The organism is Erysipelothrix urinaevulpis (assembly GCF_009828835.1).
GTDB lineage: Bacteria > Bacillota_I > Bacilli_A > Erysipelotrichales > Erysipelotrichaceae > Erysipelothrix > Erysipelothrix urinaevulpis.
Genome location: NZ_WTTB01000003.1, coordinates 195,125 through 210,433, shown reverse-complemented (window position 1 = coordinate 210,433; position 15,309 = coordinate 195,125). Strand labels below are relative to the sequence as shown.

Here is a 15,309-nt window from a genome sequence, read left to right as displayed (position 1 = left end):
AGGAGAAATTATGAAGTACGGAATATCAAAGAATTACGGAAATGGACAATGGTTAGAAAGTAAGGGTGAATTAATCGATGTTTACTCACCAGTGAATGGCGAATTAATTGCTCAAACATATAATTCAAAAAAAGAAGAACTTGATGAAATTGTTGAAGCAGCCACAATCGCTCAACAAGCATGGGGTGCACTAACCCTTAAGAAACGTTCGGAAGTTTTATATAGCTATCGAAACCTACTCTTGAAACACAGAGAAGAATTAGCAGTCATCAACCATGAAGAAAATGGTAAGAGCATGGGTGAAGCATACGCTGGAATTGACAAGGCAATCGAATTAACAGAATTTGCATGTTCTATTCCTCAATTAGCCGCAGGAGAAATTGAAGAAGTCAGTCGTGGAGTTGTGTGTCGTACTGAACGACGTCCATTAGGTGTCGTCGCAAGCATTACACCTTTTAACTTCCCTGTAATGGTTCCTCACTGGACAGTTCCTAATGCCATCGCAATGGGAAATGCAATCATTGTGAAACCATCAGAATTAACACCTTTAAGTGCAGCAATGATGGCTAAATTATGGAAAGAAGCTGGCTTACCTGATGGAATTTTCAATATTTTCAATGGTGGTAAGGATGCTGTTGAAGCAATCAGTGATCACCCACAAATTCAAGCTGTATCATTTGTAGGATCAACACCTGTTGCGCAAATTGTTTACAAACGTGCTACATCAAACTTAAAGCGTTCACTTGCATTAGGTGGCGCTAAAAACTATCTTGTCGTGGCTCCAGATGCACATCCAGTCAGTGCACCATCTGACATTGTTGCATCAGCTACTGGAATGTCAGGGCAACGTTGTATGGCGGCATCTGTCATGGTTATGCTAGGAGATTCAGAGCATATCTTAGACAGTGTTGTTGAAAAGATTACAGCACAAAAAGCAGGCGTCGATATCCCACCAATCGTTTCAATGGAATCCATTGCAAAAATCGAAAACTATATCGAAAATGCCGAAAAACTCGGAGCAAAAATTCTTGTTGATGGACGCACACAAAAACACGGACCAGGTTATAACTTTGGTGGAACCGTAATTGACTGGCGTGGATTACAAGACAAGATGCCACTTGAGGAAGTCTTTGGACCAGTCTTAGAAGTAGTAGAAGCAGACAACTTAAAAGAAGCACTTGAAATTCAACAAGCATCACCTTATGGAAACGCAGGCTCAGTCTTTACTCAAAATGGTCGTGTATCTGATGAAGCTTTAAGAGGATTACAAGCAGGTATGTTAGGTGTCAATATTGGGGTTCCTGTACCACGTGAGCCATTCTCATTTGGTGGAATCAAGGGTTCAAAATACGGATTTGGTGATATTACAGGTAAATTATCATTAGACTTCTGGTCACATTTAACAAAAATTACAACAAAATGGAATACAGAAGAAAAAGCAGATTGGATGAGCTAGGAGGATGACAATGTATAAAAGCCCATTACACGAAACAGCCGTAAAATACGGAACAGATTTTTGGAACGACTCATGCTCAATATCAGAATTAGAGTATGCGATTGAATATGGAGCCGTTGGAGCAACAACAAACCCAGTAATTGTAAAGAATGTTATTGAAGCAGAATTTGATACTTACCAACCAATTATTCAAGAGATGGTTGCGAAATATCCAAACGAAACAGAAGATGAAATTGCATGGAGAATTATTGAAATGACAGCGATTGAAGGAGCCAAACTTCTCGAGCCAATTTTCAAAGAAACAAATGGACAAAAAGGCCGTATTTCAATTCAAACGAATACAAAATATTACCGTAGTGCAGAAAAAATGGCGGATCAAGCTGAGTATTTTTCAACACTTGCTCCAAACATGCAAGTCAAAATGCCATCAACAAAAGAAGGAATCGAAGCCTTTGAAGAAGCAACATATCGCGGTGTAAGTATCAATGCCACAGTATCATTCTCAGTTGCCCAAGCCGTAGCGGTGGCAGAAGCTGTCGAGCGTGGATTAAAACGTCGTGAAGAAGAAGGTCTTGACTCATCCACCATGCACCCTGTCTGTACTATTATGGTCGGACGTGTTGGTGATTGGACCAAAGAAGCTGCAGAAACTCAAGGCATAAACTTGAGCCCAGAAGCTCTTGAATTAGCAGGTGTTAGCGTCATGAAAAATGCTTACACAATTTTCCAAGAAAAAGGCTACAGAACTACCTTGCTTGCAGCAGCTTACCGTTTCGACAATCAATGGTTAGACTTTGTCGGTGGTAATTTAGAAATGACAATCCCACACAAATGGATTAAAAAATTCAATGAAGGGGATTATAAGGTAGAATCACGTATTGATGTGCCCGTTGATCAAGCAATCATTGATGAACTCTTGCACGTTGATGATTTCAAAAAGATGTATCTTGCCGAAGGGATGAAACCAGAAGACTTTGTTCATTTAGGTGCTACACAAAAAACATTAACACAATTCTTTGGGGGCTATGATGAACTCCTTGTCATTATCCGTAAAGAACAATTAAAACAATAAGGAGGGTCTATGACAATTAAATTAACAATGGCCCAAGCATTGCTAAAGTTTCTCGATCAACAATATGTATCAATTGATGGAGAAGACCATAAATATGTAGACAGTATGTTTGGAATCTTTGGTCATGGTTGTGTATTGGGAGTTGGGCAAGGTTTGCAAGAACCTGGACAATCCATCAAATTTTACCAAGGTCATAACGAACAAAATATGGCACATGCAGCAATTGGCTATGCTAAACAAAAAAATCGTTTAGGAATTATTCCTTGTGTGTCATCAATCGGACCGGGTGCTTTAAATATGGTCACTGCAGCAGGAACAGCAACAGCCAATCGTATTCCATTACTTCTATTACCTGGTGACACCTTTGCAGACCGTCAACCAGACCCTGTTCTTCAACAAATTGAACAAGAATATAACGTCGGGATTACAGCCAACGATTCATTTAAAGCCGTATCAAAATACTTTGATCGCATCAATCGTCCTGAACAATTGATCAGTGCCATGATGAATGCAATGCGCACACTCACAAGTTTTAGTGATACAGGTGCTGTCACCATCGCTTTACCTCAGGATGTCCAGACCGAAAGTTATGATTATCCACGCTGGTTTTTTGACAAACGTGTTTGGTATATGGATCGTCCCATTCCAAGCGATCGTTCAATTAAAGAAGCAGCCGAAAAAATCAAAGAAGCAAAGAAACCCTTGATTGTTGTCGGGGGTGGTGTACGGTATAGTTTAGCTGGTGAAGCACTGAAAGACTTCGCAGAACAATTTAATATTCCAATGGGAGAAACACAAGCTGGTAAAGGCTTGCTTCCTTGGAATCATGAACTGATGCTTGGTGGAATCGGTGTCACGGGTAGCAAAGCAGCAAACGAAATAGCAAAAGAAGCAGATCTTATTTTAGCTGTAGGAACCCGTCTTGGTGATTTCACTACAGGATCAAAAGGCTTGTTTAAAGAGTCAGCAAACATCATCACTCTCAATGTGAATACGTTTGACAGTATAAAGATGAATGCTACCGCAATCGTCGGTGACGCTAAACTTGGTTTAGAAACTTTAGGAAAAGAACTTCAAGATTATAAATCAAGCTACACAGATGAAATTGTGAAAGCTAAAGAAGAATGGGACAGCATTGTGGATGCACTTTACAACCACAAACCAGGCTATGGCTTCTCGCAAACTCGAGCCTTAGGAATTATCAATGAGACTATTGCCAAAGATGCGATTGTTGTTGGATCATCGGGAAGTTTACCAGGAGATTTACAACGTGTATGGAGACCCTCGACACCGGAAACATATCATGTTGAATATGGTTTCTCATGCATGGGTTATGAAGTCAACGGAGCACTAGGTGTGAAGATGGCAGCCCCAACACAAGAAGTTTATACAATGTGTGGCGACGGTAGTTATCTGATGGGGCACAGTGAATTATTCACAGCAATCCAAGAAGGAATTAAAATTAATATAATCCTCATGGACAACCATGGTTGGGGATGTATTGAAAACCTACAAAACAACCAAGGGAGTGAATCATTCGGAACAGTCTTTAGATACCGAGATGAGAAAACAGATCAATTAAGTGGCGATTATGTCCCAATTGATTTCGCAATGAACGCCCAAAGTTTAGGTGCAAAAACCTATAAAATATACAATGAACAAGAATTACTTGCCGCTCTAGAAGATTCAAAAACACAAACTAGAGCATGCTTATTCGACATTAAAGTTCTGCCTAAGACAATGACAGAAGGTTATAGCTCTTGGTGGAGAGTTGGTGTGAGTGAAGTTACAGCGAATGATAATGTTCAAAAGAAATATGATGAAATGAAAGAAGCAGTCAAACAAACAAGAAAATATTAATTTGAAAAGATTGAGTCCTTAGAAAACTCAATCTTTTTTTGATATATTCCCCTTATTTGTCCTATATTAGGTATAAAAGCGCTTACATGAGTGATATTCTTTAGTCAGGAGGAATAAAATGAAGAAAATAATTTCAGTTTTATTAGTTACATTATTATTAACTGCATGTGGTGCAAAGAAAGAGGATGAGCAAAAGCTTGTTGTTTACTCACCAAACAGTGAAGGAATGATTAATGCTGTAATTCCTTTATTTGAGAATAAAGAGGGAGTTAAGGTTGAATTAATTTCTGCTGGTACAGGGGAATTGATTAAACGAATTGAATCTGAGAAAGCAAACCCGTATGGTGATGTTTTATTTGGAGGAACGTATACCCAGTTCTTATCAAACAAAGATCTATTCATGGATTATGTATCGACTGAAGATACGAATGTCGTGGATGAGTATAAGAACGATACAGGGTTCATTACTTACAACGTACTTGATGGTTCTGTTTTAGTTGTGAATAAAGAATTGACAGAAGATTTAACCATTGAAAGTTATGAAGACTTATTACAACCTGAATTAAAAGGAAAGATTGCGACAGCTGATCCTGCCAACTCATCAAGTGCTTTTGCTCAGTTAACTAATATTCTATTAGCCATGAGTCCTGACAAAGATTACATGAATGATGAAGCTTGGGACTATGTCGAAAAACTTGTTAAACAATGGGATGGCAAAATTCAATCAGGATCATCTTCAGTTTATAAATCAGTCGTTGATGGAGAAATGTGGGTTGGACTAACCTATGAAGATCCTGTTTCAAAATTAATTCAAGATGGAGCAAAAAACATTGAAATTGTTTATCCAAAAGAAGGAAGTGTTTTCTTACCAGCAGGTGCCGGAATAATTAAAGGAACTAAAAATGAAGAAAACGCTAAGAAATTCATGGACTTTATTTTAAGTGAAGAAGTTCAAACTATTTTTGGGTCAGATTTAACCAATCGACCTGTTAGAAAAGATGTGAAAACAGGTGATCACTTGAAAGATTACAGTACATTGCCATTAATCTTTGAAGACATGGAATATGTCACAGAACATAAAGAGGACATTGTAAAACGTTATACAGAATTATTTGCTAAATTACAAAACTAGGAGTGGATTAGGATGAGTGTTAATATATCAGTAAAAAACGCAATTAAACGTTATGGTGAAAACACTGTTATCCCTAATTTGTCTGTTGAAATCAAGGAGGGTGAATTTTTCACCCTCCTTGGTCCATCAGGCTGTGGGAAAACAACGTTACTACGAATGATTGCAGGATTTAATAGCATTGAAGGTGGAGATTTTTATTTTAATGAGGATCGAATAAACGACATGGAACCTTCACGTCGAAATATAGGAATGGTCTTTCAAAACTACGCTATTTTTCCTCATTTAACCGTGAGACAAAATATTGCCTTTGGGTTAACAAATAGAAAAGTTTCAAAAGATGAAATACAATTGCGAGTTAATGAAATTTTAAAAACCATGCAAATTGAAGACTTTGCAGATCGTTTGCCAGAAAATTTATCGGGTGGACAACAACAGCGTGTTGCCTTAGCTAGAGCAATCGTCATCAAACCGAATGTCTTGTTGATGGATGAACCTCTCTCAAATCTTGATGCTAAGTTACGCGTTGATATGAGAACAGCAATCAAAGAAATTCAACAAGATGTTAATATAACAACTGTCTATGTTACACATGATCAAGAAGAGGCAATGTCAGTCTCAGATCGTATTGCTGTGATGAATCTTGGTGAAATTCAACATGTAGGTACACCACAAAATATATACCATCGCCCTTCAAATGTTTTTGTAGCAACATTCATTGGTCGTTCGAATATTCTTGATGCTCAATTGCAACAGAATGATTTGATTTTGAACAATAATATTAAGCTATCGACAGATAAAATTGAGTTTACAAGTCATAAAGAAGATATGGATGTGAAAGTTTCAATTCGTCCTGAAGAATTCTATATCACTACTGAAAAGACATCATTGGTAGGAACAATAAAGACTAGCACATTCTTAGGACTTAATACCCACTATAGAATGGAATTAAACACAGGGGATATGGTCGATGTTGTGACTGAATCGTCCTTAAAGAACCACTACCAACCTGGTGATGTTGTTTATTTAGGGATCTCTAAAGAAAAGATAAATATTTATACTTCTGATGGCAAACTTAATCTTGTCGAAGGAGTGGTGAACGATGTTTACGAGTAGAAGTAAAAAAATAAACCTCGATTTTTGGAAAGTTAGTACTTTAATCATAATACTTTTATACGCAACTTTCTTTGTTTATCCAATTGCAAATTTATTAAAACAGTCATTTATTGATTCAAATACAAATGCAGTAACCTGGGCTAATTTTGGTAAGTTTTTCGGTCAGTCGTACTATTTCGGTACAATTCTAAATTCATTTAAAGTGACAGCACTTGCAACTATTTTGGCACTTTGTATAGGGGTACCTTTAGCTTATTTCACATCTGTTTATGAGATTAAGGGTAAAAAGGTTTTGAACGTTGTGATTATACTATCCTCAATGTCAGCTCCTTTTATTGGGGCTTATTCATGGATCTTGTTACTAGGACGAAATGGTTTGATAACTAAATTTTTATTGAATACATTTGGTTTGGCCATACCCGATATTTATGGGTTCAAGGGAATTCTATTAGTCTTGACCCTTCAATTATATCCTTTGGTATACCTTTATGTCCAAGGGGCTTTGGAAAATGTAGATAACACCTTATTTGAAGCATCAGAAAGCATGGGGATAACAGGATTTGAACGATTTAGACGTGTTGTGATTCCTTTAATCAAACCCACTATTTATGCCAGTGCTTTGCTAGTGTTTATGCGTGCATTCGCTGATTTTGGTACACCTATGTTGATTGGGGAAGGCTACAGAACATTTCCTCGCTTAATTTTTGATGAGTTTATATCAGAAGTGGGGGGAGATACAGGCTTTGCCTCTGCCATTTCAGTCATTGCAATTATCTTAACAACCGCATTTTTTCTAACACAACGCTGGTTGTCCAATCGAAATGAATTTGAAATGAGTGCATTACATAGTATTGAGCCAAAGAAAATGTCGAAAAAGATGGCTCCGTTTGTATACATTTTTACATATGGTGTTGTTGCATTATCTTATATGCCACAAATCTATGTATTTTATACGTCATTTCTAAAAACATCAGGTTTAATTTTCGTTGATGGTTACTCATTAGACAGTTATCGCCAAGCATTTACACGTCTTGGAAATAGTATCCAAAATACTTTCTTTATCCCTGGTATTTCACTGATAATAATTGTATTGTTAGCTGTATTAATTGCATATATCGCAGTTAGACGGAAGAATGCATTGACGGCTGCTTTAGATGCGGTAACGATGGTTCCTTACATTATTCCAGGAACTGTACTGGGTATAGCTTTATTAACAACTTTATCAAAAGGACCATTCTTTTTAACAGGAACCTATGCGATTATGATTATTGCCTTAGTGATTAGGCGACTTCCGTATACAACACGATCATCCGTCGCAATCCTACAACAAATCTCACCATCGGTCGAAGAAGCTGCTATTTCACTTGGTTCATCGCAATCAAAAACATTCTTTAAAATAACAGTTCCAATGATGGCACCTGGGGTTATTTCAGGGGCAATTCTAAGTTGGATTACTATGATTTCAGAGTTATCCACAGCCATTATTCTCTACACCGCCAAAACTCAAACATTAACAGTTTCAATCTATACGCAAGTTATACGTGGAAATTATGGAATAGCCGCCGCACTTTCAGCAATTCTTACAACACTAACAATTATCTCACTTCTAATCTTTATGAAGATATCTAAAGGTAAAAATGTAAGTATTTAGGTATAATAGATATATGGAAAACAAAACGACAACATTTGAGAAAAAAATAAAGGATACATTCATTCAATATGGACGTATCCCTTTTTTGGTTGTAGCAGGTATGGTTTTAGTTTTATTTATTATATTCTACGGTTATACAAGAATATATCGAGTTTATAGTGTTAAGCAAACAATTAATCGAGAAATTTCAACATCACTGACTAAAATAAGAAAAAATGGTTTAAGCACGACTAATTCGGTTTATCAAAACTTATATAAGTTAAGATCCGATATATCGGATGGACTACAAGTAATTATTTACGATAAAAACTTTGATGTACAAGCTATTAGTCAACCATCTCTAGAAGGAAGTGACTATTTAAAGATATTTAATCGTGTAATTTTATCAAATCAAGAAATCAATGAATGGAATACAACAGTTTATCGTCCGATCGACAGTGATCAAAGTTACCTAGTCTACAGTTATAAAAATCATCAATCTTATTACATGTATTTTATTCCCAATATTAAGTCACTTCAACCTCTCGATATGATTCAAAATGATCTAGTTATAAGTGATACTTTCGATAATGTATTTGCATCAACTAGCCAAGAATTTATGTCCAATACACATAAAGTCAATCTCGAAAAAGATAATGGATACAAACTAGTCCGAAAACCTATTGATCATAATTTAGTTGTTTATTTTTACTTAAAGAACAATTTTTACTCGGTCATCATGATGATCGTTTCTTTGTCTTTGCTTATAACATATGGTCTGATGAAAAAACTTAATGAAAAGTATGCAAAGAGAATAGGTGAAGATTTTAGCTATTCTATAAAACAATTACACGAAGCTGTTAAAGAGATGGAGTCAGGTAATATCGAAACCTGTGTTAATATAACGTCAAACGATGAATTTAAAGACTTAGGAATCGCATTCAATCGTATGAATCAAAGACTGAATGAATTAATTACCAGAAATCAAAGACTCTTAGTTTTAAATAAAGATGCGGAAATCAAGCAACTAGAAGCCCAGTTCAATCCACATTTCTTATTTAATACACTAGAAACCATTAAGTACCTTGTCGATGATGATCCTGAGTTAGCGAGTGAATTAATCGTGAAAACAACCATTTTACTAAGGTATAGTATCAACGATAATGATAAAGACATAAAATTTTCTGATGACCTTGAGTATATTAAGAAATACTTAGAGATACATAAAACAAGATTACAAGAACGATTTACTTATACGATTGATATTGATAAAGAAGTACTTGATCTTAAACTTCCCAAACTATTACTACAACCCCTCATTGAAAACAGTCTAAAGCATGGCTTCCACAATAAAATGAATTTAGAATTAAATATTACAGCTTATCTTCTAGATGGAGATTTATACATTTATGTTATTGATGATGGTGGCGGAATGCATCCTCAAAAAGTGGAAGAACTCAATAATTACGATCATATAAATGATCACAATCAAGGGTATGGAATAAAATCAGTCATCCAACGAATAAAATTAACCTATGAAGAAAATGCTCAGTTCAAAATATACAGTGATCAACAAAATACAATCGTTGAAATTGTAATAAAAGGAGGATTAAATGTTATATAAAGTTTGTATTGTAGAAGACGAAGCTATTATACGAAAAGGACTCATTCGTTCCATCGATTGGGAAAAAGAGTCCCTTGAGTTAGTAGGCGAAGCAAGTAATGGTAAAGAAGCATTAACGACTATCGCCAATACTTATCCTGATATTATTTTGCTCGACATAAATATGCCCATCATGGATGGTATCGAATTATTAAAAGCACTTCCAGAGAATACATACTCTATTGTCATTTTAAGTGGCCATTCAGAATTTAAATATGCGCAACAAGCAATTAAATTTGGCGTCGTCGATTACCTTTTAAAACCAATAGAAAAGGAACAACTATCAAGAACTCTTGATAAGGCAAAACAACGATCAGACAAGTTAAAAAACCTAACACAACCCAAAGAAGATCGATACCAAATTTTATCTAAGGTCGATAAAACAGTATCCATCACTTTATCAAAATCATTACAACATATCGAAGAGAACTACCAAGCTAAAATAACATTAGAAGACTTAGTCGAGGTAACAGACAAAAGTACAACATCCATCAACTCACGCTTCCAACAACACCTAAATATGACATTCAACGAGTACTTAACTCTGTTTAGAATTCAAAAGTCAATCGACCTCATTAAACTCCATGAATACAGGATGTACGAAATAGCAGAGATGGTAGGCTATAATGATTACAAATATTTCAATCAAGTTTTCAGTAAGGTTGTAGGGGTTCCACCCAAGATTGTGAAGATGTATTATTCAACCGGGAAATGATGGTATAATTATTTTGAGGGGTGAAATTATGGAGAATATTAATTTTAAAAATAAACGAAGTTTTCTTAATAACATAGAAAAAATTATTTTGATTGGAGGCCCAATATCCTATTTTATAACAAAAGTGTACTTGCATTTTTTTTACTTCAAGATTGGCGCATCTTTACAAATTATAGAATCAGACAAGCATGTAATGATTAATTTTTTGTTGACGTTTAGTGTATTTGTATTATTCGGGATACTAATGAAGAAAATAGATGAATCGACATGGAGGAAAGCAAGAAGAGTACTCTCAATTGATGAAAAATCCCAGAATAAGAAATCAATTGCGGAACGAATTATTCAATCAATCTACACATCAAATTATGGAGTGTTTTTTCTTTTTACTTTAACTTTTTTGTCAAAAATATCATCGTTCAAATTAAAAGTGATTTCTGCTTTGATAATGATTCTTAGCGTATTTTTAAACTATCGATCAATTATCAAGATTATGATTAAAATTGACGATAAAGAGGAGAACAAACTATTTAAAATACTACTAATAACTTTTTACTGTATCGTTGTATTGCTAATAATAACATTTAGAAATAATGGTTATGTAATTATTGTTTTTTATTGCTTATTGATTCAAATTTCGTTGGCGTCAGTGTTTTACTGTGTTTTCCTTTCACTGGAAGAAGTAAAGTCACTTGAAGTGGATACGACTTATACTCTAAATTTAAAATCACTGTCTGTATTCTTTTTAATAGCAGTTGTCATACTGCCTGGATCAATAGGATATATGCACGCATCTTTGGCATTGCCAGGAATGAGAGTATTTTCTAAATATAATATCTTGCTTGCTGAAAATGATGAAAAATATTTAATTTTAAAAAATACTGATAATTATTTTTTAGTCACTGAATTGAAATGTTCAGAAGATAATAATGAGATAAAATGTAGTCAAAAAATAGATACAAGTATGTTAAGATATGTAGAGAAAACTGAGTATCCGATTATGAAAACAACCGTAAATTGGTTAGATGAATAAAGAAGTAGGAGGGTGAGTTATTTGAAGAGAATTGAAGTATCAGCAGCAGTAATATTACAGGATGACAAGATCTTAGTAACAAAACGAATCGGTGAAGAATTTGATGGTCAATGGGAATTTCCAGGTGGAAAAGTTGAAGCAGGAGAGACACATGAAGAAACGGTAATTAGAGAAATCAAAGAGGAATTATCAGTAGATATAAAGGTAAATCAATATTTTGACACAATTACTTATCAATATGATTCATTTCATTTAACTATGCATTTGTTTTTTTGTGAAATAAAATATGGAGAATTAGTACTAAACGAGCACTCTGATGCAAAATGGTTAATGATTGATGAATTATCAGGGTTAGACTGGGTACCTGCTGATATACAAATAGTAGACTTACTTAAGAATTCAAAATATCTCAAAGAAAGAAAAGAAAACCGAATCCTTGTTTTTTAAGGAACGGTTTTCTTTTCTTAGTTATTGACGATAAAATCGTAAATGTCCTCTCTCACAGGAGTTCTTAGTTCAAATTCAATATTAACAATAGGCAATTCGTTGTTCCCGTCTATAATCGTTGTTTGTTCAAATGCAACTGGATCCATTTCACCTAGATAGTAGAAAACACCTTTTTCAGTATCCTCTTTTTGTACAAATAACTGGGCTGGAATATTCATATCCATTGCTTCTTGAAGTTGAAGTACTTCATTAGATTCAAGTGTTCTTCGGTTCTTTGTTTGCCAAGCAAAAGAACTTGGGGAGATAAAACCATCATTATACTTAATTGAATCAGAAATATCTTCTTTTTTGTGATAAGTAACATAAATTGGAAATGTATTGTATTTAAAACGGTAACCATAGATTACGCCTTTTTCATCGGTATGCCAATTAAATAATCGACACATTTCTTTTTTTGTATACTTTTCATACAAAACCATATTTGAAGAAACCAAAGTATCTGAATATTTGAGCTTATTTCTTTTCTTAGAAAATTCAATAATATCAAGGAATTGATTTTTGAATTCATTGTTATATTCAAGACTATTTTGTAAGTCGCTATTAAATGAAATACTATTTTCAGTAAAAACTATTGGAGAAATAATACCGTATTTTTTTATGTCATTGGCAACAAAGAAAGACAAATTAAATAAATGATAGAGAGATTCTCGTACTGCTTCATTAGGAAACATTAATTTAAACTGTTTATGTGTAATGGATTGATTATTGATTAGGCTTTCTAATAAAACTATTTCATCTAACCTCATTCCATTTAAAAACTCAAGTGTAATCATAGACAAGAATTGATTTTCATAGGTAGAAATATTACTTTTATAATTCTTGTCAATTTTTTGTAAAAAGTCATTGTAGGTGTTAAATGAAGGGTTTTTAAAGATTACTAGAGGATCAATTGAATCATGGTTTATAAAATCAACTAAAGTCGGTATTTTTCCTAATCTATTTTTAAGAAGTGAGTATTGCTCTTTAAGATGTCTCATTGTTGAAAAGTTTTCCTGATTGACAGCTTTGTAGATTCTTTCTTTTGAAATTTGATCAAAGTCCATCGTTGAGGCTCCAGGCAATTTAGAGTTACCCTCGATCAGAAATTCTTTAATTGTGTCCTTGTTATAACTTTTATCTCCAGAAAGAGCGATAGGGATGAAAAAATTATTCTTATAGTTGCCTATAAAATCAATAATAACAACATAATCTTTGTTAGGGAATTTTCTTAATCCTCGACCAAGTTGCTGAACAAATATTATTGCAGACTGTGTTGGTCTAAGCATCACAATCTGGTTGACTTCAGGGATATCAATACCCTCATTGAATATATCGACAGTAATTATATAATCAAGTTTGCCTGTTTCTGAAGTTAGTTCTTCAATTGCTGCTTCGCGTTCCCACTGGGAATTTTTACCGGATAATGCGATCGTATTTAATCCTTGTAGATTAAGTTTTTTTGAAAGAATTTCAGCTTCTTCGTTTCTACTTACAAAAATTAATCCCATTAAGCGACTGCCAGAATAACCATAATATTCGGTGTTTTCAATTATATGTTGAACTCTTTGGTCATCGGTAAGCAGGTTAAAATCTGAAAATTCATCGATCGACTCATTATTTAGGGTTAAATCATTGACACCAAAGTAATGGAAAGGACATAGCATATTTTCTTCAAGAGCATCATTCAGCCGTATCTCATAAGCCAAGTTATAATCAAATATTTCAAAAATATCATAATTATCACTACGTTCAGGTGTAGCGGTCATGCCAAGTAAAAAGTTTGGTGTAAAGTAATTAATTATTTTTAAATAAGATTTAGCCGCTGAATGATGAGCTTCATCAATTACAATATAATCAAAGTGTTCTTTAGAGAATTTATTTAAAGTGTTATCTCTAGATAAAGATTGGATTGTGGTGAAGATATAATCCTTATTGTAATCGCTACAAGATCCTGAAATCAGACCATATGATTTTTCAGGCATAATACGTTTAAAGCTTTCTAGAGCGTCTTTCGCAATTTGTTCTCTGTGTACCACAAATAACATTCTTTTAGGTTTCGCGTTTTTTACATCGAAAGCAGACAAGTATGTCTTACCGGTACCAGTTGATGAAATAAGTAGAGCTTTATTTTTTTGTTTATCGCGTAAGTTCTCCAAATTTCTAAGGGCTTCGGTTTGCATTGTATTTGGAATAATATGCCCTGGCTTGTTTAATTTAACATCTAGAGTCGGTTTTATATAACTTTTTTCATATTCAGTAATCCATTCATCAGTTAATACGGTTGCATTATTCCAAGAACGATAAAATTCTTCGAGTGAATCTTTGACAATACGACCCGAATTCAGAGAACTTAGTTTAATATTCCATTCATTGTTTTGAGTGAGAGCTGTTTGGGTAAGATTGGAACTACCAAGAATTAAATTGTAATGATCTTTCTTTGCAAAGATATATCCCTTGGAATGAAGAGGTTTTTCATCGTACACACGAACTTCAATGTTAGGATAACTCAAGAGTTTTCTAAAAGTTTTTGGATCATTGAACTCAAGATAACTAGAGGTCAAAATTTTTCCATTAACATTCCGGTTTACGGTTTCTTTCATTTGGTTTGCAAGAGTAGTCAAACCACCTTCTGTAATAAATGCAACAGAAAACAAAAATTCTTCACACGTTGACAGTTCATTTCGAAGGTTAGTCAAGACCTTTCGATTCCAGTTTGAATCGTTTGTTAATAACTCAGTTTGAAAAGTATAATCGGATGAGTGATTGTGATCAATGTGAGAAGTATGCAAACTTGTTAAAATTTCTCTAGAATTTTTCATAATAATCCCCCTTTTAATAACAATTATACCAGAAAGGATTTAAACATGAATAGCGTGAACGACAAAGTCTTGATAAAAACGTGAGAGCTATAATTTAAAACAAGATTTCAAAATAAATACAACAAACTGTATCTAATATGAGACAATATGTAAGGGCTATCTAAAAACATCAAAGCTATAAGCTCTAATCAGAATAAACACTCATTAATAAATACTTATTAAACGGTGAACAATGCGAAATGGCTTGACAATATTGAAATAATATTATAAATTATAAATAGTTAGTTAGGCATTCTAACAAATAGAAAGAGGAGTGATTCTAATATCAAAATA

At 34.1% G+C, this 15,309-nt stretch carries 11 protein-coding genes; 10 read left to right on the top strand and 1 reads right to left on the bottom strand.

The window, feature by feature from the left end:
• The first annotated feature begins 10 nt into the window (after window positions 1–10).
• The 10 genes from GVV10_RS04935 to GVV10_RS04890 all read left to right on the top strand — a co-directional run bounded on the left by GVV10_RS04935 (window position 11) and on the right by GVV10_RS04890 (window position 12,118).
• Window positions 11–1,456 carry an aldehyde dehydrogenase family protein gene (locus GVV10_RS04935; protein WP_159520197.1) on the top strand — a complete coding sequence of 482 codons (1,446 nt, stop codon included), beginning with the start codon at window positions 11–13 and terminating at the stop codon, window positions 1,454–1,456.
• 10 nt (window positions 1,457–1,466) lie between these two features.
• Entirely contained in the window at window positions 1,467–2,528 is a 1,062-nt protein-coding gene (locus GVV10_RS04930) for a transaldolase family protein (RefSeq protein WP_201289993.1), read from the top strand.
• A 9-nt stretch (window positions 2,529–2,537) separates the two neighbouring features.
• Window positions 2,538–4,388 carry a 3D-(3,5/4)-trihydroxycyclohexane-1,2-dione acylhydrolase (decyclizing) gene (gene iolD / locus GVV10_RS04925; protein ID WP_159520193.1) on the top strand — a complete coding sequence of 617 codons (1,851 nt, stop codon included), beginning with the start codon at window positions 2,538–2,540 and terminating at the stop codon, window positions 4,386–4,388.
• A gap of 118 nt (window positions 4,389–4,506) precedes the next feature.
• Window positions 4,507–5,520: an ABC transporter substrate-binding protein gene (locus tag GVV10_RS04920; RefSeq protein ID WP_159520191.1), complete on the top strand. Its 1,014-nt coding sequence runs from the start codon at window positions 4,507–4,509 to the stop codon at window positions 5,518–5,520.
• A gap of 12 nt (window positions 5,521–5,532) precedes the next feature.
• The gene (locus GVV10_RS04915) at window positions 5,533–6,633 is read left to right on the top strand and encodes an ABC transporter ATP-binding protein (RefSeq protein WP_159520189.1); all 1,101 of its coding nucleotides are present in this window, start codon (window positions 5,533–5,535) and stop codon (window positions 6,631–6,633) included.
• Window positions 6,620–8,284, top strand: a complete 1,665-nt coding sequence (locus GVV10_RS04910) for an ABC transporter permease (protein ID WP_159520187.1) — start codon at window positions 6,620–6,622, stop codon at window positions 8,282–8,284. The genes GVV10_RS04915 and GVV10_RS04910 overlap by 14 nt, the downstream gene beginning before the upstream one ends.
• Window positions 8,285–8,297: 13 nt before the next feature.
• Window positions 8,298–9,887 (top strand): sensor histidine kinase, encoded by a 1,590-nt coding sequence (locus GVV10_RS04905; RefSeq protein WP_159520185.1) that lies wholly within the window; start codon window positions 8,298–8,300, stop codon window positions 9,885–9,887.
• Window positions 9,877–10,641 (top strand): response regulator transcription factor, encoded by a 765-nt coding sequence (locus tag GVV10_RS04900; RefSeq protein WP_159520182.1) that lies wholly within the window; start codon window positions 9,877–9,879, stop codon window positions 10,639–10,641. Before GVV10_RS04905 ends, GVV10_RS04900 begins: the two co-directional genes overlap by 11 nt.
• Before the next feature lie 28 nt (window positions 10,642–10,669).
• Window positions 10,670–11,671 carry a hypothetical protein gene (locus GVV10_RS04895; RefSeq protein ID WP_159520180.1) on the top strand — a complete coding sequence of 334 codons (1,002 nt, stop codon included), beginning with the start codon at window positions 10,670–10,672 and terminating at the stop codon, window positions 11,669–11,671.
• A 21-nt stretch (window positions 11,672–11,692) separates the two neighbouring features.
• Window positions 11,693–12,118 carry a (deoxy)nucleoside triphosphate pyrophosphohydrolase gene (locus tag GVV10_RS04890; protein ID WP_159520178.1) on the top strand — a complete coding sequence of 142 codons (426 nt, stop codon included), beginning with the start codon at window positions 11,693–11,695 and terminating at the stop codon, window positions 12,116–12,118.
• A 17-nt stretch (window positions 12,119–12,135) separates the two neighbouring features.
• On the opposite strand, the gene GVV10_RS04885 is transcribed toward GVV10_RS04890, so the two are convergent.
• The gene (locus GVV10_RS04885) at window positions 12,136–14,976 is read right to left on the bottom strand and encodes a DEAD/DEAH box helicase (protein WP_159520176.1); all 2,841 of its coding nucleotides are present in this window, start codon (window positions 14,974–14,976) and stop codon (window positions 12,136–12,138) included.
• Between the last annotated feature and the right edge of the window lie 333 nt (window positions 14,977–15,309).